This is a genomic window from Janthinobacterium breve (assembly GCF_051380895.1).
Lineage (GTDB): Bacteria > Pseudomonadota > Gammaproteobacteria > Burkholderiales > Burkholderiaceae_D > Janthinobacterium.
Map to the genome: position 1 here is coordinate 178,090 of NZ_JBNYXY010000013.1, position 18,856 is coordinate 196,945.

12 protein-coding genes are annotated in these 18,856 nt (G+C 62.9%); all 12 read right to left on the minus strand.

Going from position 1 to position 18,856, the window contains the following annotated elements; all coding sequences use genetic code 11:
- Positions 1-37: 37 nt before the first annotated feature.
- Positions 38-4,738, minus strand: a complete 4,701-nt coding sequence (locus ACQ4W0_RS25600) for a glutamate synthase-related protein (protein WP_436579306.1) — start codon at positions 4,736-4,738, stop codon at positions 38-40.
- Between the two features lie 195 nt (positions 4,739-4,933).
- Positions 4,934-5,641, minus strand: coding sequence for a transposase (locus ACQ4W0_RS25605; RefSeq protein WP_436579307.1), 708 nt, complete (start codon positions 5,639-5,641; stop codon positions 4,934-4,936).
- Positions 5,642-5,795: 154 nt separating this feature from the next.
- Positions 5,796-6,476: a response regulator transcription factor gene (locus ACQ4W0_RS25610; protein ID WP_436579308.1), complete on the minus strand. Its 681-nt coding sequence runs from the start codon at positions 6,474-6,476 to the stop codon at positions 5,796-5,798.
- 83 nt (positions 6,477-6,559) lie between these two features.
- Positions 6,560-7,750, minus strand: a complete 1,191-nt coding sequence (locus tag ACQ4W0_RS25615; protein WP_436579309.1) for a PAS domain-containing sensor histidine kinase — start codon at positions 7,748-7,750, stop codon at positions 6,560-6,562.
- A 50-nt stretch (positions 7,751-7,800) separates the two neighbouring features.
- The gene (locus ACQ4W0_RS25620) at positions 7,801-10,905 is read right to left on the minus strand and encodes a DEAD/DEAH box helicase (protein WP_436579310.1); all 3,105 of its coding nucleotides are present in this window, start codon (positions 10,903-10,905) and stop codon (positions 7,801-7,803) included.
- Positions 10,906-11,114: 209 nt separating this feature from the next.
- Positions 11,115-11,606, minus strand: a complete 492-nt coding sequence (locus tag ACQ4W0_RS25625; RefSeq protein ID WP_436579311.1) for a YbjN domain-containing protein — start codon at positions 11,604-11,606, stop codon at positions 11,115-11,117.
- 30 nt (positions 11,607-11,636) lie between these two features.
- Entirely contained in the window at positions 11,637-12,335 is a 699-nt protein-coding gene (locus tag ACQ4W0_RS25630; RefSeq protein WP_436579312.1) for a hypothetical protein, read from the minus strand.
- 6 nt (positions 12,336-12,341) lie between these two features.
- Positions 12,342-14,051 carry a putative porin gene (locus ACQ4W0_RS25635; protein ID WP_436579313.1) on the minus strand — a complete coding sequence of 570 codons (1,710 nt, stop codon included), beginning with the start codon at positions 14,049-14,051 and terminating at the stop codon, positions 12,342-12,344.
- 66 nt (positions 14,052-14,117) lie between these two features.
- A complete protein-coding gene (locus ACQ4W0_RS25640) occupies positions 14,118-14,834 on the minus strand; it encodes an energy transducer TonB family protein (RefSeq protein WP_436579314.1) in 717 nt (238 codons plus the stop codon).
- A gap of 10 nt (positions 14,835-14,844) precedes the next feature.
- Positions 14,845-15,255, minus strand: a complete 411-nt coding sequence (locus tag ACQ4W0_RS25645; protein WP_436475989.1) for an ExbD/TolR family protein — start codon at positions 15,253-15,255, stop codon at positions 14,845-14,847.
- Positions 15,256-15,268: 13 nt separating this feature from the next.
- On the minus strand, positions 15,269-17,050 hold the full coding sequence (locus ACQ4W0_RS25650; protein WP_436579315.1) for a DUF2341 domain-containing protein: 1,782 nt from the start codon (positions 17,048-17,050) through the stop codon (positions 15,269-15,271).
- 56 nt (positions 17,051-17,106) lie between these two features.
- Positions 17,107-18,738, minus strand: a complete 1,632-nt coding sequence (locus ACQ4W0_RS25655; RefSeq protein WP_436579316.1) for a ShlB/FhaC/HecB family hemolysin secretion/activation protein — start codon at positions 18,736-18,738, stop codon at positions 17,107-17,109.
- Positions 18,739-18,856 lie beyond the last annotated feature (118 nt).

Consider the following 18,856-nt stretch of genomic DNA (forward strand, 5'->3'; position numbering starts at 1 on the left):
CGGCGCGGCCGCTCCCTTCACATTCATCTCGGCTGGCTCAGGCGGCGACGGCTTGTACTTCCATGGCGGCATCGGCAGCCATCTCAATCAGTGCGCGCTTGTATTCGTTCGGGAAGACTTTCACGAACTTGCCGCGCGCCGCAGCCCAGTCATCGAGCAAGACGCGGGCGCGCGTGCTGCCCGTGTGCTTGAAGTGTCGCTCGATCAGGCGCTTGAGGATGACCTCGTCGGCTTCCGGCACGCCTTCGCGGTGCTGCGTATGCCAGGCATCGCGGTCGAGATGCTGTTCCACTGCGGACACGACCTTGTCCAGGCTGACCATGGCCGTGTTGCACCTGCTGGCAAAGTCGCCAGCCGGGTCATACACATAGGCGATGCCGCCCGACATGCCGGCCGCAAAGTTGCGTCCCGTGGCGCCCAGCACCACCACCGTACCGCCCGTCATGTATTCACAGCCATGGTCGCCCAGGCCCTCGACCACCGTGGTGGCGCCCGAGTTGCGCACGGCAAAGCGTTCACCGGCCACGCCATTGAAGAAGGCTTCGCCGGCAATCGCGCCGTACAGCACCGTGTTGCCGATGATGATGTTGTCCACCGCCCAGCCGCGGAATTCCGTATTCGGCCGCACGATGATGCGCCCGCCCGACAAGCCCTTGCCCACGTAATCATTGCCCTCGCCCACCAGGTCGATGGTGATGCCATGCGCCAGGAAGGCACAGGCCGACTGGCCCGCCGTGCCTTGCAATTGAATGTGGATGGTGTCGTCCGGCAAGCCGGCGTGGCCATATTTCTTCGCCACTTCGCCGGACAGCATGGTGCCCACCGTTCGGTTCAGGTTGCGCACGGGCGAAATGAAGGAGACGCGCTCGCCCTTTTCCAGCGCCGCGCGCGCTTGCGCGATCAGCTTGTGATCCAGTGCTTTCTCCAGCGCATGGTCCTGGAACTCCACGTGGCGGCAGGCTAGTCCATCCGGCGTTTCCGGCTTGTAGAAGATGGCCGAGAAGTCCAGGCCTTGCGCCTTCCAGTGCGAAATCGCCTTGGATTTGTCCAGCAAGTCGACGCGGCCGATCAGTTCGTCGTAGGTGCGGATGCCCAGCTGCGCCATCAATTGACGGGCTTCCTCGGCAACGAAGAAGAAGTAATTGACAACGTATTCCGGTTTGCCGGAGAACTTGGCGCGCAGCACGGGGTCTTGCGTAGCCACGCCCACGGGGCAGGTGTTCAGATGGCATTTGCGCATCATGATGCAGCCTTCGACCACCAGCGGCGCCGTGGCGAAACCGATTTCGTCGGCGCCCAACAGGGCGGCGATGACCACGTCGCGGCCCGTCTTCATCTGGCCATCGGCCTGTACGCGGATGCGGCTGCGCAAGCCATTCAAGACCAGCGTTTGTTGGGTTTCTGCGAGACCCAGCTCCCACGGCGTACCCGCATGTTTCACGGATGACAATGGCGAGGCGCCCGTGCCGCCATCGTGGCCAGCGACGACCACGTGGTCGGCCTTGGCCTTGGTGACGCCGGCGGCCACCGTGCCGATGCCTACTTCCGACACCAGTTTCACGGAGATCGAGGCACGCGGATTGGCGTTCTTCAAGTCATGGATCAGCTGCGCCAGATCTTCGATCGAATAGATATCGTGGTGCGGCGGCGGCGAAATCAAGCCCACGCCCGGCACGGAGAAGCGCAGGCTGGCGATGTATTCGGAGACCTTATGGCCCGGCAACTGGCCGCCTTCGCCCGGTTTCGCACCCTGCGCCATCTTGATCTGGATCTGGTCGGCCGAATTGAGGTAGGCGGCCGTCACGCCGAAACGTCCCGACGCCACCTGCTTGATGCGCGAGCGCATGGAATCGCCTTCCTGCAAGGCAATATCGACGACGATCTGCTCGGCGCCCACGATGGAAGCCATGGTGTCGCCCTGGCGGATCGGAATGCCCTTCAATTCCTGCGTGTAGCGGTTCGGATCTTCACCGCCCTCGCCCGTGTTCGACTTGCCGCCGATGCGGTTCATGGCGACCGCCAGGGTGGCGTGCGCTTCCGTGCTGATGGAACCGAGCGACATGGCGCCCGTGGCGAAACGCTTGACGATTTCCTTGGCCGGTTCCACTTCGTCGAGCGGGATCGCCTTGGTCGGGTCGAGCTTGAATTCGAACAGGCCGCGCAGGGTCAGGTGGCGACGGCTCTGGTCATTGATGATTTGCGCGTACTCCTTATAGCTGGAGAAATTGTTGCTGCGCGTGGAGTGTTGCAATTTCGCAATCGCATCCGGCGTCCACATATGGTCTTCGCCGCGCACGCGGAACGCATATTCGCCGCCCGCGTCGAGCTTGTCGGCCAGCACGGGATCGTTGCCGAAGGCCAGCGCATGCAGGCGCAGTGCTTCTTCCGCCACTTCAAACACGCCGATGCCTTCCACGTTCGAAGCCGTGCCCTTGAAGTATTTGTCCACCAGCGACTTGTTCAGGCCGATGGCTTCGAAGATTTGCGCGCCGCAGTACGACATATACGTCGAAATGCCCATCTTCGACATGACTTTCATCAAGCCTTTGCCCACGGCCTTGGTGTAGTTGTAGATGGCCTTGTCGGCTGACAAATCGCCGGGCAAGCCATGCGCCATCTCGGCCAGGGTTTCCATGGCGAGGTAGGGATGGACGGCTTCCGCGCCATAGCCCGCGAGCAGGGCAAAATGGTGCGTTTCGCGAGCCGAGCCCGTTTCCACGACGAGGCCCGTGGACGCGCGCAAGCCCTTGCTCACCAGGTGCTGATGCACGGTCGAGGTGGCCAGCAGCGCGGGGATCGCCACCTGGTCGGCGCAGATGGCGCGGTCCGAGACGATCAAGATGTTGTGGCCGGATTTGACGGCATCGACGGCTTCCGCGCACAGCGAGGCCAGGCAGGCTTCCACGCCTTCCTTGCCCCAGGCCAGCGGGTAGCAGATGTCCAGTTCGTACGACTTGAACTTGCCACCCGTGTGGGCGCTGATGTTGCGCAGACGGGCCATGTCGTCAAAGCCCAGCACGGGTTGCGCCACTTCCAGGCGCATCGGCGGGTTGACGTTGTTGGTATCGAGCAAGTTCGGTTTCGGGCCGATGAAGGACACCAGCGACATCACCATCGCTTCGCGGATCGGGTCGATCGGCGGGTTCGTCACTTGCGCAAACAGCTGCTTGAAGTAGTTATACAGCGGCTTCAATTTGTTCGACATGACGGCCAGCGGCGAGTCATTGCCCATCGAGCCCGTTGCCTCTTCGCCGGCCACGGCCATCGGCGCCATGAGGAATTTCAAGTCTTCCTGCGTGTAGCCGAACGCCTGCTGGCGGTCCAGCAGCGATGGCTGCTCTTTTTCGCCCTGCGCGCGGTCTTGCTTGGCTTGTCCTTCGGCCATCTTGATCTCGTCGAGCTTGATGCGCACCGAGTTGATCCACGCTTTATACGGCTTGGCGTTGGCGTAGGTGTTTTTGAGTTCCTGGTCGTCGATGATGCGGCCCGCTTCCAGGTCGATCAGGAACATCTTGCCAGGCTGCAAGCGCCATTTCTGGATGATTTTCGACTCGGGAATCGGCAGCACGCCCGATTCCGACGCCATCACCACCAGGTCGTCGTCCGTGACGATGTAGCGGGCCGGACGCAAACCGTTGCGGTCCAGGGTGCCGCCGATGTGGCGGCCATCCGTAAACGCCATGGCGGCGGGGCCGTCCCACGGTTCCATCATGGCCGCGTGATACTCATAGAAGGCGCGGCGGTTGTCATCCATGGTCGTGTGGTTTTCCCACGCTTCCGGAATCATCATCATCATCGCCTGGGCGATCGGGTAGCCGGCCATCAACAGCAATTCCAGCGCATTGTCGAAGCACGCCGTGTCGGACTGGCCTTCGTAGATCAGCGGAAAGAGTTTCTGCAGGTCGTCGCCCAGCACGGCCGACTTCATCACGCCTTCGCGCGCGCGCATCCAGTTGAAGTTGCCTTTGACGGTGTTGATCTCGCCATTGTGCGCGATCAAGCGGTAGGGGTGGGCCAGCGGCCATTCGGGGAAGGTATTCGTCGAGAAACGCTGGTGCACCAGGGCCAGGGCCGAGATGCAGCGCGCGTCCTGCAAGTCCTTGTAGTACACGCCCACCTGGTCGGCCAGCAGCAAGCCCTTGTAGACGATGGTGCGCGCCGACATCGACGGCACGAAGAATTCCTTGCCGTGCAGCAGCTTCAAGGCCTGGATGGCGTGGCCCGACGATTTGCGGATCACATACAGTTTGCGCTCGAGCGCGTCGGTGACCATGATATCCGGTCCGCGGCCGATGAAGATCTGGCGGATGACCGGTTCCTTGGCGCGCACGGTGGGCGACATCGGCATGTCCGTATCGATGGGCACGTTGCGCCAGCCCAGCACGACCTGGCCTTCGATGCGCACGGCGCGTTCGATTTCCTGCTCGCAAGCGATGCGCGACGCATGTTCCTTCGGCAGGAAGACCATGCCCACGCCGTATTCGCCAGGTGGCGGCAATTCCACGCCCTGCTTGGCCATTTCTTCGCGATAGTACTGATCGGGAATCTGGATCAGGATGCCGGCGCCATCGCCCATCAGCGCATCGGCGCCCACGGCACCCCGGTGATCGAGGTTTTTCAGAATCAGCAAACCCTGTTCGACGATCGAATGGGTCTTGTTGCCCTTGATATGGGCGACGAAACCGACGCCGCAGGCATCGTGTTCATTGGCTGGGTCGTACAGGCCTTGCGCTTTCATGGGCTTCTCCGCTGCATATGACTATCGAAAAACTAGAGTAGTGCAACGCAACAAAAAACTCAACCACAACAATTAGGGTCGGAGTCGAATTTAATTAGTTTGCGCTTCCCTCAAAATTTAATAGGGACATAGTAAAGAGAATCTCAATAAAACATCAGGAAGTGCTGGATTTTTTGTTTTAACTGCGCATGCGTGTCAATTGATGCCTGGCTCGGCCACGATTTTACGAGGACGGCCCCGCTTGGCCGGCAGCACTTGCCGCTGCATTTTCAGTTCCAGCGCCTGCTTGAACGGCTCGGAACCCAGCGGCCAGCCCTTGAGTACAGCCTGTTCCACGGTTTTCACCTGGCTGCTGCCCAGGCCGTGCTCGAACAGGCGCAGATAGGCCGCCTCGCGGTCGAACGGCGTGTTGCCCAGCGCCCAGTACAGGGCATGGTCAGTGATCACGGGATCGGGTCGCACACCGGCATGGTGGGCATAACTGGACCATGCATGGTCCAATGCCTGGCCCACCAAGCCCGTTTGCACGGGTACGCACTCCAGATAGCGGCAGCAAGTAAGAAAGAAATTGTCGGGATCGATGACGGAGGTTTTGTAGCGTCCCTTCCACAAAGCGCCTTCACGGGCGTATTTTTGATTGAAATACGGCACGTAATAGCGCCCCAGCCACTGCATCAGCTGTCCCAGGCCCCTTGCATCGCTTGGGGTGGCGAGTAAATGTAATTGATCTGGCAACAAAACGTAGGCGTGAATGGCCACCTTGAACATTTTCGCGCCCGTTTTCAGCCAGGACAAAAATTGCGCATAGTCAGCCGCCTCCAGGAACACGGGCTGGCGGTTGCTGCCGCGCTGGATCACATAATGGGGCAATGCTGGAATGATGAGGCGGGGCAAACGGGCCATGGCAGAGTCAGTAAGATAGGCTAAGGCCTTGATTTTACACACTTGCACGTACAAGACACGACTCTGACCCTGTTTTATTGAAAATACAGGGAAAAACGATTGACTCTGTCCCTTTTATGTAGCCACCCCGCTTGCGGGTGGCTGGCATCACGTATCAGGACAGATTAAAACTGGCCGACAGACTGTAGCCCTCGCCATACGCGCTGCGCAGCGGCAAGTCCTGGCCCAGGCCCGTCTTGGCTTTCTTGCGCAGCCGGTACACGAGCATGTCGACGCGGCGGCCCGCATCGGGATCTTCACCGCCCATGCCGGCCACGATGACGTCGCGCGGCACGGGGCGGGTATTGATGGTCAACAGGTGCAGAAAGTTGAATTCTTTTTCCGTCAGGCCAATGACGGCGCCCATCAGCTCAAGTTGGCGAGCGCTTACTTTCAAGGTCCACTTGCCCGGTTCCGGCACGGGATCTTGCGGCCCGACGCGGCGGTCGAGCGCCTCGATGTGGGCGGCCAGTTCGGGGAATTTGATCGGCTTGGTCAGGTAATGGTCGGCGCCCAGGCGCAAGCCCAGAATGCGGCTGTCGAAAGCGACACGCCCCGTCAACACCAGCACGCCGATTTGCGGATACAACTGGCGCATGCGGGGGATGACGTTGAAGCCGTCCTCATCGGGCAAGCCCAGGTCCAGCACGACCACGCCGACATTGCCATGACTCAACGCCGTCCACATCCCGCCAGCGGAGCTGGTGATATGGACTTCGTGTTCGAGCTCAACGAGAAACTCCGCCATGTCTTCTGCGTAGTCCAGATTGTCTTCGACGATCAATATTTTCGTCATTGCTACGCCATTCTTCCGTTAGTGAGCTACCGTGGGCAAACCATGCCATTCACTTCTGCACCATGATGGACGGCACAATAGGTTTACGTCAAGGAATTATCACGGTTGCCTTTAGCGGAAGCAAGGCTTTTCCTTGCCTGGACAGGAAGCGGCAGCCAAATGCGGAAAATGGCCCCGCCTTCGGGCAGATTATGCCCCTGCAAACTCCCCCCGTGCACCTCGACGACGGCGCGTGCCATGTACAGGCCCAGGCCCGCACCGGGATGCGTCGCATAGCTTCCACGGCTTCCTTTTTCAAACAATTGCGCCAGTTCTTCTTCCCGCAAGCCGGGCCCCGCATCGCGCACGCACAACGCCACGCCGCCCTCGGGCACCAGCTTGCCCGACAGGATGATGGCACTGCCCGGCGGACTGAACTTGACCGCGTTATCGAGCAGGATTTTCAGGCACAAGGCCATGCCCGGCACGTCGCAGCGCAGCCTGGCCGGCAAGTCCTCGTCGAGTTCCAGCTGCACGCAGTGGCTGGCCGGCACGGTGGCGGCTGCCTGCTGCAGCAAGGCCAGCGGCGCGATGCCGTCAGCAGCCCGCTCGCGGCCGATGGCCGCCATGCGTTCAGGTGAGAGATAGTCGTCGATCATGGACAACAAACGGTCAACGGCCGTCTGGATTTTCACGTAGCGCTTGCGCGTGGCCTCGTCGGCATCTTTCGATGTCGAGACGAGGCGCTGGATGGCGCCATCGATGGTCGCCAGCGGCGTGCGGAATTCATGCGACAACATCGAGGCGAAGCGCTTCTGCTCCTTTTCCCGCTCCGCTTCCTGCGCTTGGGCCTCGCTGACGTCGCGCACCGTGCCCACCAGCGTCATGCTGCGCCCCGCTGCGGCGGGCACGATGGTCGAGCTGATTTCCAGCGCCAACGGATGCCCGTCGGCATGCGGCAGTTCCACTTCGCGCAACAGGGTCAAACGGCCGGCATCGCCATCGCGCCAGCGCTGCAGCCGGGCCGGAACGTCCGCCGCCAGGCGCGCCGCGTGCGCGCGCAAGGCGGGCAAGTCATGGCCCGTCAGGCGCTGCGCTGCAGGGCTGATGTAGAGCAATTCGAGGGTAGCGGCGTCGAGCAGGAAGGCCGTGTCGCGGCCGTGTTCGACGAGCAGGCGGAACTGCGTTTCGCCCGCCCGCGCGCGCAGCAGGGCGCGGCGCAACTGGACGAGACGCAGCGCCATGAGGATGACGCCGGCAAGCAGCAAGAGAAGGAAAGGCAGGAAGGGCAGCATGCTTTATACCTGGCAAGAAAGAATCGCCAAGTATAGGGCCAGCGGCCCCCTTAATCTTCCAGTGGAGCGAAAATCTGCTGCAAGTCTTCTTGCGTGAGCGCCATCTTCTGCGCTTCGCCTTCGGCCAGGATCGATTGCGCCAATTCCGATTTCTTTTGCTGCAGAAGCTGGATTTTTTCTTCCAAGGTGCCCTTGGCGATCAGCTTGTACACGAACACGGGTTTGTCCTGGCCGATGCGCCAGGCGCGGTCCGTGGCCTGGTTTTCTGCCGCCGGATTCCACCACGGATCGTAGTGGATCACCGTGTCGGCCGCCGTCAGGTTCAAGCCCACGCCACCCGCCTTCAGGCTGATCAGGAAGATGGGCACGGCCCCCTGCTGGAAGGCCGCCACTTGCGCGCCCCGGTCCTTCGTTTCGCCCGTCAGCAAGGCGTAGGGAATGTCGCGCGATTCCAGCTCTTCCTCGATCAATTCCAGCATGCTGGTAAATTGCGAGAAGACGAGAATCTTGCGCCCTTCGTCGAGCAAGTCTTCCACCATCTGCATCAGGTCGAGCAGCTTGGCAGAACCGGCCGACTGCTTCTTCGCCGGCAAGGATTTCACCAGGCGCGGATCACAGCAGACCTGGCGCAGTTTCAACAGCGCTTCGAGGATGACGATCTGGCTGCGCGCCACGCCCTTCTTGTCGATTTCTTCGCGTACTTTTTGATCCATCGCAAGACGCACGGTTTCATACAGGTCGCGCTGCGGTCCCGTCAATTCCACCTTGCGCACCATTTCCGTTTTCGGCGGGAGCTCTTTGGCTACATTGTCCTTCGTGCGGCGCAGCAGGAAGGGCTTGATGCGGCGGTTCAGGAGCATGCGGCGCAGCGGGTCGTCCTGGCGCTCGATCGGATGGCGGAACTGCGTGTTGAAGGCCTTCTCGTCGCCCAGCAAGCCCGGCAGCAGGAAGTGGAATTGCGACCACAATTCACCCAGGTGGTTTTCCAGCGGCGTGCCGGACAAACACAGGCGGTGGCGCGCGCGCAGCAGGCCCGCGCTTTGCGCCGCCTTGCTGCGCGTATTCTTGATGTAATGCGATTCGTCGAGGATGACCAGGTGGAAATCGTGCTCGCGCAGGGTTTCCTCGTCGCGCGGCAACAGGGCGTAGGTGGTCAGCACCAGGTCGCATTGATCGATCTGGTCGAATTGCTGGGCGCGGTCCTTGCCTTGCAACAGCAACACTTTCAGGCTGGGTGCAAATTTTGCCGCCTCGTCCTGCCAGTTGCCCATCAGGCTGGTCGGTGCGATGACCAGCGCCGGATGCGTCAAACGGCCCGCTTCCTTTTCCACCAGGATATGCGCCAGCGTCTGCACGGTTTTTCCCAAGCCCATGTCATCGGCCAGGATGCCGGCCAAGTCATGGTCGCGCAGGAATTGCATCCACGCCAGGCCATCGGCCTGGTAGTCGCGCAGGGTCGCTTGCAAACCGGCTGGCGCCGCCACTTTTTGCACGGAACCGAACTGGCTCAGCTTGCGACCCATGGCGCGCAGCTGCTCGCCGCCCGTCCAGCGCAGTTCCAGGCCCCGCGCCAGTTCTTCCAGGCGCGCCGCGTCCAGGGTCGACATGCGCACCGCATGTTTGATCTTGTCGCTGAAATACAGTTCCCCCAGGGTGTTCAAGATGGGGCGCACTCTGCCCCACGGCAGGGCCACGCGCGTGCCGTCCGGCAAGGTTGCCAGCATCTGGTCATCATCGGCATGCGCCTCGATGACTTTCGGATTGAAATCGTTGGGTGCGTTGCGGATCAGCTGCACCAGCACGGGCAGCAACGGCACTCGTTCCTGGTTGACGACGATGCCCAGTTCCAGCTCGAACCAGGCGTTGCCGCTATCCGGGTCCTGGTCGTCGATCTCCGCATACCAGTCACCGGCTTCGCTCACGTCGTAGCGGTACTTGGCCGTCTTTTCCACGATCCAGCCCTGCTCCAGCAAGGCCTCAATGCCATACTCGGCAAAACGCAGCCATTCCGCCTGGGACGGCAGCAGCAAGGCGCCCTTCAAGCCGCTCAAGGGGGCGGAGCCCGGCTTCTTGAATTGCAGCTCGGCCAGGGTGGCCAGAGCGCGCGCTTCATCGAGCGTATTTCTCTGGATAATTTCCGTCACCTCGCCCACTTGCCGCACCACGCGCTGCGACGGGTCGAACGCGACGCGCTCGCCATCGTAGTCGTAGGACAGCACGGCGAAATCGCTCCAGCGCTGCGCGCTGCCATCGGCCAGCATGGCGCTGTCGAGCAGCAGGACCGGTTGCGCGGGCACATCCTTGCGCAAGCGCTGCGGCAACGGTTGCGGCAGCGGCATCAAATGCTGCAAGCCCTGCGCCAGCAGCAGTTGCGACACGCGCACCTTGTCGTTCGCGTTCAGGGGCGGCGCCTGCGCCACCAGCGCCTGCAAATCGGCCAGGGAAATGTCGGAGCCGCCCTGGTTCAGTTCCAGCACGCCGCACGACAGGTTGTCGATGTACCACGGCGGATCGGTGGGCAGCATGTAGTCGATCTGGTCGGCGCCATGGTGTTTCGCGCCTTCCGGCGGGTCCACTTGCCAGCCCAGGCGCATGGTCTTGCCTTCGTCGCGCCAGAACAGGCGCGCCGGACGCACGGGACCTTCCTTCAACGGGTACACGAGGCCATTGCCCACATCGGCCCAGGAATTGGCCCACAACAGTTTATCTTGCTCGGCCAGCATTTTCAGCAGGGCCGCACCCACCTTGCCCTTCGGCTCCGTGGCGCTGCCCGTCTGCGAATTCTGTCCGCTGCGCATGGCCACGAAGAAACGCACGAGGTCTTCGTCCGCCGGCGTCAAAAAGGTGGGCGGCGCCGACAGCAGGGAAAAGATTTCGCTGATGGGACTCGCCGCTGCCACGTCGCCATTCGGCCGCAGCCGCGCCTTGTACAGGCACAGGGCCACGTGGCGGCCACCGCTGGTGGGCGCCAGCACGTAAATCAATCGATGCTGGTTGAGTTTGGGGTCCGGTTCGGCAATGCTCAGCACAGCCTTCGGATGGGCTGCAGCCTCCACCCGCTGCAGCCAGGTGGCGACGGCATACGGCAAAGGCGCTCCCGGCGCGCTGGCCGGGGCAACTGGGGTTTCACTGGTTTCGTCGCGGGTAAAATCCATGGGGCGCATTTTTGTGTAAAGGTCGTATCCAAATCGGCAACAGGCAATATTATCCGCCATACAGGCGTTGCTGGCTTGATTCACACACGCTCTTTGAACAGTTTTAATGCGCGATGCCTAAAAAATAAGTATTTAATACGACACTTGGGACCCGCAGGCGGCAAAAAAGGCCCGCCACGGGCCTTTTTTCACCGCCTTTGGCCAGCTTGTCAGGCCGGCACAGTTTCTTCTTCTGCCACGCTGGCGGCCTCGACTACCGGTGCAGTGCTCGTATCGGCCGGCGTAAAGTTGCGCAAAAACAAGAAGAACTGGCCCATCATCTGTGTCCACAGTTGCAGATTGATATTCAGGTACTCCTTGCTGACGCCGCCGGCGACCAGTACATCCATTTCGAGCACGACAAAATCGCCATGCTGGGCCACGCGGGCAAAACGCTTGCTGCGGTGCCATTCGGCCAGCAAGCCGGCCGGCAAGTCGCCGCCCTGCACGCGCAGCGGGCAGCTCAGGGTCAGGTCCGCGTACTGGCCAGGCGATGCTTCGTTACCCCACAGCACTTGAAAGCCGATGCCATGGCTGGCGCTGTGCAGGCGCACCACGCCGTCGTGTTCAATGCTCGTCACGGCGCAGCCGGCCGCCTTGATGGCGTCGGCCATTTGTTCCGCATTCAGGGTGCTCAGCAAGTTGGTGTTGGTGTGTTCCATCGTCATTCCATTCATTTCAAAAAAATAAAATTATTGGGCTGCGGCTGCGGGCGCGGCCGGCGTGTCACTTGTTTGACGCGCATCAAAGCGGCCCTGGTACAACTGGTCGCCATACTGCTGGGCGATTTGCTCGAGCTTGACGCGGCTTTGTGCGGCGAACGGCTGGCGCGCTTTCATGACGTCCAGCACATGGAGGCCCTCATACGCTTGCAGGATTTCTTGCCCGGCCGCATACAGCTGAGCATTCTTGCTTACACAGCGCGCCAGGGCACCGCGCTGCGCCGTCACTTCACCGTCGAGGCGCGCACGCTCCACTTCGATCTGCTTGCCCGTGGCAGCCAGTTGCTCGCTGGCCTGGCGCAATTGCGCCAGGTGGGCGGCCGCCTCTTGCGCGGCGGCGGTGCCGCGCTGTTGCTGCTCGTCCAGTTTTTCCCGCTGCGCGCGCTCCTGCGCCAGCTGCGACTGGCTGCGGGCCAGCTCCTTTTTCAAGCCATCGCTGGCGGGTGCGGCGGCAGCAGCGGGCGCAGCCTTGGCGGCAGGCGCGCCCTTGGCTTTGAGCACGTCCAGCTCGCCGCGCGTCTGCTGCAATTGCGCCGTGACATTGCGCAACTCGGCCCGCAGGCGCTCTTCCATGCTTTGCCCCTTCTGTCCCTGCGCCTGGGCGGCGCCACCGGCCAGCAGCATCAGCAGCAAAACCGGCAAGCGCGTTTTGTTGAATATCAACATCATGGCTCCTTAAAAACGCGCGTTCAGTTCGATTTGCAGGGTGTCGATCGACAGCGCCGAACCGAACACTTCGCGGCTCGACGTCCAGCGGCCGTTCAACCAGGTATTCTTGTCGAGCGCATACGCGCCGCCCAGGTAGTAGCCGCGCGCATTCGTGCCGCCCAGGTGGAAGGTGGAATCGTTGTAAGCGTCAGGCAAGGCATCCGGTTCGATGCGCTTGTAGCCGAGCAGCACGTTCCAGTCGCCGCGCGCCGCCGGGCTGGCCTTGCCCAGGGTCGCCTGCAGCATGTAGGCATTGCCGCCGCTCTTGAAATCGGCTTGCGAGACACCGCCCGTACCGCCGAAGTTGTTCATGATGCCGCCCTTGGCGCGCGCCCACATGGCATTCTTGTCGTAGGCCATGTTGCGCACATAATCGCCTTCAATGCGCAAGTCCGTGCCGCCGGCCACCTTGCTATCCCAGCGCGCATTCAGATTGGCCAGGCGGAACTTCGACGCCAGGCCGACGAATTGCGGCTGCGGCGTATTCGCCGGGTCGAGCGGGTTCAGCGCAATATTGCGCAGCAGCATCAAACTATTGCCCTTTTGCATGCTCGATGGACGCGACCAGTCCGTGCTGCAGCCATCGGCGCCCGCGTACAGCGCGCACGGCTGCGAGTACTCGCCGCTGATGTTGCGGAAGTTGTAGTAGGCCAGCGCACCGCGCAATTGATGGTCGCTATTGATCTTCCACGAGGCGCCCACTTGCGCACCGAGCAGCCATTTGTTTTCGCTGGACATTTTTGCCTGGCTGCGGCTAGGCGCATTGTCGGACGAATACTCGAGCGGAATCAGGCCCAGGGCACCGAACACGGTGACGTCCTTGCTGTCGCCGACCGCTTGCTGCACCTTGGCGGCGATGCCGTCAAAATTGAGTTCGCTGGAAAACAGTTCGTCGCCCGACACAAACGGGTTATCGAAGCGGCCCGCCGTCAGTTTCAGCCACGAAGCGGGCTGGTAGGACAGCCAGGCCTGGTCCAGCCAGATGTTTTTCTTGCCCAGGCCACCGCCCAAGGTTTGCGTGGTGGACACCGGGCTGTCATCGTTGCCGCTGGCCAGGCGAATGCCCGCTTGCGTGCTGTCGGAAATGTCGGCCAGGATGCCCAGGCGGGCACGCGCGCGCAGCAAGTGCTTGCGGTCTTCACGCGTGTTGAGCAGCGCCGGCAGGGCCAGGTTGGTGTTCGAATTGACGTCGTAGCCGCTGCCGCTGTTGAGGGAGCGCCAGTCGATCTCGATATTGCTGTTGGCCATGTCGTAATAGCGCGATTCGTAGCGCGCGCGCACATCGCCTTCCACGCGGATGCGCTTGGTCCAGGCCGGCGTTTCATTTGGCGCCGCCCAGCCACCCGCCTTCGCTTCGGCCAGCACTTGTCCCTTGATCTCGTCGCGGATCTGCTCGCGCACGGTTTGCGAAATATACGGCACGCGCACGTCGCCCGGCTGTACCTGTGCCAGGGTGGCCGGTGCGGCCGTCGGACGGGCTTGCGTTGCAGCCAGCACTTCGCTCTGCGCCTGGGCCAGCAAGGCTTCGCCGGCATCCTTGTTCAGGGCGCCGCTCTGGATCAGGCCACGGATCAGTTTGACCATGGTGCTGTCGGCCGGTGCTTGCGCCTGGGCTTGCACGGCGCCTGCCGCCACACTCAGGGCGAAGGCAGCCAGCGCCAGCGGAAGGCGGCGCATACGCTGTGAGGGGAAAAATATGGAATTCATTGTTTCTTTCGGTAAAAATTAAAATGAATGTGTGCACTACGGCCGGCGGCCCTTGATCGAGACCCGGGCAGGGAAACGCAAGGAAGCCGGCGGCCGCTCATCGGCCCGGAAGTCGCGCACCATGGCCAGCACCTGCTCATCCGTCTGCGCGTTGCCCGTGCCTTGCACAAGGTGAACCTTCGACGTCCGGCCTTCCGTATCGAGCCACAGGTCGACGCGGATGTCGGCAAACGCCAGCTGGCGCGTGCGCGGGTCGCGGGCGAACGCCATCTGCAAGGCATTGGCCACATAGCGGCCATACGATCCCGCACCGAGGCCGCCGCCACCGCCGCCGCCCGTCATGCCGCCGCCGCGTCCGGCCTGGATGCCGAAGGCGTCGCTGCCGGCCTGCGCCGCGCCATCGATGGTGACGGGGTCACCCTTGTCCGGCGACGGACTTTCCGGCGCGTCATCCATGGGCTTGTCGGCCGGCGTCGGTTCCGGCTCCGACACTTCCGGCACCACCTTGTCGGGCGTCGGTTCCGGCAGTTTTTCCGGTTCCGGCGGCGGCGGTGGCGGCGGTGGCAGCATCAGCATCGGCGGGGCCGCCACTTCGCGCCTGGTGGCCGCCGTGTCGGATAGCAAATACCAGACCAGCGCGGCCAGCGCAGCGGCCAGCAGCGCGCCACCGGCCACGCCGCCCCAGCGGCGCCACCACTGCGCCGCGCCCGACGGTTCCGAGGCGGCCGTCTTCATCATGTCGTCACGCTTCACCTTGCGCTCCTCATGCCGGCTTGCCGGTCACCAGGCCCACCTGGTTCAGGTCGATGCGGCGCAGCAAGTCGAGCACTTCGACCACTTTCGCGTATTGCACGGCGGCATCGCCGCGCACGATCACGGGAAAGTCGGGCGTCAAGGCCTTCTCCGTGCGCAAGCGCTCTTCCAGCTCGGGCAGTGTGACGGGATAAGCATCGAGGAAGACCTGGCCCCCGTTGTCGATGGTGATGGCCTTGGTCTTCGGCTTTTCCAGCGCCATGGCCGAGCTGGCCTTGGGCAGGTCGACCTTAATGCCGGGAATGCTGGCGTTGCTGGTCAAGATGAAGATCACCAGCACCACCAGCAGCACGTCGACGAAGGGCGTGATGTTGATGCCGCCGCTACGCTTGCGGGGGGTAAACTTGGCGGAGGTAGCCATGGTTATGCGCCCCTCACGCCTGTTGCAGCACGGGACGCATCTGGCGTCCGTCGCCCTGCTCTTCAGCCAGACGCGTGGCAAATTCATCGACGAAGACAGCCATATCGGCGACGATGGCGTCCGAACGCGAGGACAGCCAGTTGTAGCCGAACAGGGCGGGAATCGCCACGCCCAGGCCCGCAGCCGTACACAACAGCGCAGCCGCCATGCCCGGCGCCACCGAGTTGATGTCCACGGCGCCCGCCATGGCGGCCACGACGAACACCAGCATGATGCCGATCACGGTGCCGAACAGGCCCACGTACGGCGCGCCTTCGATGGTGGTCGAGAGCCAGATCATGCGTTTCGACATGCGTTCGCTTTCGCGCACCATCACGCCATCCATGGCCGCGCGGATGGCGCCGATGGTCGCGTTCGAAACGGCGTTCAAGTCGTAGCCGCGGTCATGCCGGCGGCGCATCTCGTCGATGGCCACGTCATACAAACGCCACAGCGAGGAATCCGTCTTCACTGAAGTGCTCAGCTTGCCGTTGCGCGCCAGGTGGTCCAGCGGCGCGCCGGCCGCTTCGTGGAACGACTGCATGAATTGCGCATTCGCGCGCGCGATGGCGCCATAGCTGCGGCCCTTGCCGATCATGATGATCCACGACAAGACCATCATCAGGCCCAGCAAGCCCACGACGATCCAGGCGTCGAGCGGCATGGCAGCGATGATGAAGCCGAAATGGCTTTTACCGGCCTGCTGTTCATCTGGGCCAAACACGGCCAGGCGCGATTCGGAACCTTGCGAGACGGCATCAGCCAGCAGCAGCGCATCGGGACGGGCCGTGCGCGACAGGCGCAGCTCGTCGATGGCACCCGTGAAGTTGGTCAGGGTCTCGGCGCCGGAGGCGACCGGCGACGCATCGGCGCCCACCGATGCCGCCGTGGTGAAGGCAGGCAGGGCGGTGGCCAGCGACACGGCCGGACGGCCGCCCACATACAGGGCCACATTGTTTTTATCGGCTTTCACGGCCAGGTGCGACCATTGCGCGGCCTGGATCGGTTGGCCGGGCTTGCTGCGCTGGCCATTCACCTGCACGAACGGCACGCCCTGGTCGATACCGATCAGCAATTCATTGGCGCCGTCGCGGCGTGCATACAGCACTTGTCGCGCGCCCAGGCTGTCCGGGCGTACCCAGGCGGAAAAGGTGAACGGCGCAGCGGCGGCCAGCGCCAGCGAAGGCGAGGCGGGCAGCATCAATGGCGTGGTGCCCAGCCGGGCGCCGGTGCCGATGACGGAACCATCGAGCGCCGGCACGGCCGTCTGGGCATGGTTGCCGTAGGCGGTGCTGTCGCGTGAAGGCACGCCCGGTTCGCTGAAGTGGTACACCAGGCTGTAGTCGGGGTCAAAAGTACGCTGGCCATTGCCGGACGCGGGCGCCTTCGGATTGCCGTAGTACATCCACAATTTTTGCGGCGTGCCCGCGCTCAGGGCCGGCACGTCGACCCAGATCAGGGCGATGCCCAGCAGCGGGTTGAATTGCTCGATCTGGTGGTTCAGCACCGTTTTATCGTCGCCTGCCACGAAGCGCAGGTCGGCGCCGTTGTCGCTGACGCCTTCAAAGTTGAAATTACCCGAATGCAAGCGCAGCAGCACGGGAATGCGGCCGGGATCGCCGCCCACGGCACCGGCCTTCGGGCCGGCATCGACGGTGACGGGTTTGCGGTAAGCCCAGTCGGGCTGCCACCAGGCATGCGCCAGGCCGGGAACGAGCGTGCCCAGGATCGTGAGCAGAAAAAGAAAACGTTGCATGACAGTGATTCTCCGAAGAAAAGTCTAAAAAAGTGCAGTGCTGGTGAGCTGGCCCGTCAGTAGCTGGCCGACAGGTTGAAATTGATGCGGCGCACGTGTTTGTGCGTGCGCGGGCCATCGCGCAGCGGGTAGGCAAAATCGATGCGGCCATTCAGGTAGCGCAGGAACTGGAAGCTGCTGCCCACGCCCACGGACGCCAGGCCGAACAGGTCTTTCTGTTCCGGCAGCGGGTCACGCAAGCGCAGGCGCGCGCCATCGGCAAAGGCAAACAAACGCCAGTTTTCCAGGCGGCTGAAATACGTCAGCTGAGGCGTACGCCATTCGACGCTGCCCGAGACGCCGTAGTCGCCCGTCGCTTCGGCCGACAGATAGCCGCGCACGGAATTGGCGCCGCCGGCGGCCATCTGCTCACCCGACACCAGCGCCGCATCGGCCAGCTGGCCCGCCAGCTTGCCGTACAGCTGCGCGCCGCTGCCCAGGGTGCTGGTCACGTTGGCATCGCCCTTGAGGACCAGGAAGCTGGGCGAGGCCTTGTAGCGCTTGTTGTCGTAGGCGGCGCTGTCGCTGCCATAGCCGAACCCGGCGCGCGTGCCGGCCACCAGCGACAGGCCCAGGCCGTAGGTCGCCGTCTCCGTCTGCGCAAAGCCGTTGTAGGCCACGCTGAGCGGCACGTACTTCAGGGGTACGCTGGAGCCGGCGCCATTCAGTTGCAGCGCTTCCTGGTTATCCTTGAAATCGATACCGGCAGAAATGCTGTGCCACCAGATACCGCTGTTGGGCACCGTGTAGTTGAGCTTCATGCCCAGCGCATGGCCCTTGCCCAGCACGCTGGTGCCGCCCGCGCTGGCCACGTTGCTGTTCGACTGGTAGCCGGTCGCCTCCACGCTCCAGCCCTGCGTACCGATGGGCGCCACGTACGAGGCGGACCACACGCGGGTCTGGTTCAGGTCGCCCGGCGTGCCGAAAAAGCTGATCGTGGCGCTATGCCCGAGCTGCCACAGATTGTCGTGGCCGACCGACATGCTGCTGCGCAACTTTTTCGTGTCGGCGCTGTAATCGTTGTTCAAGCCCACGCTGGCGCGCCACGGGCTGCTGTCTTCCACTTTCAAGTCCACGTCCATGGTGCCGGGCAGGCTGCCCGGCTTGACCAGCGGCATCACCTGGCGCTTGGGGCCGCGGTTCAGGGCCGTCAGTTCCACTTGCGCCTGCGTAAAGTCGGGCACCTTGCCCTCCGTCAGTGCCGGCACTTGCTGGCGCACGTCGAGCGGCGAGTTGTATTGCGCACCGACCACGCGCAAGCGTCCCACCTTGGTTTCGCTCACCTGCAACACCACCACGCCCTGCTCCACCTGCTGCTCCGGCAAGTCCACGTAGACGGACTGGTAGCCCCGGGCTTGATATGCCGCAACGAGGGCGTCGCGCGCCCCTTCCACGTCCTTCAGGCTGCGGCCCGGCCCCAGGAAGGGCGTCACCGCCTCTTCGATGGCACGCGCATCGAGCACGGTATTGCCGCGCACCAGGTATTCCTCGATCGTCACTTGCCGTTCCGGCACGGCCGGCGCGGCGACAACTGTTTCCTGAGCGCAGCTCATGCCGGGCAGCGCCAGCATGGCCAGGCACAGCATCGTCAAGGCGGTCGCGGGTGCCGCTGGTGCTGCCCCCTTGCCCTGTTTTTTCATCTCACGCATCTTCCATTCACCTTAAAATCAAACGGTTGCCCTGTGTTGCGGCGCTGGGCCGGCGTTTTTTACTGCGGATGTGGTCCACCGAAGCTTGTCTACTGATGCCTAGACAGCCGCCGCGCGC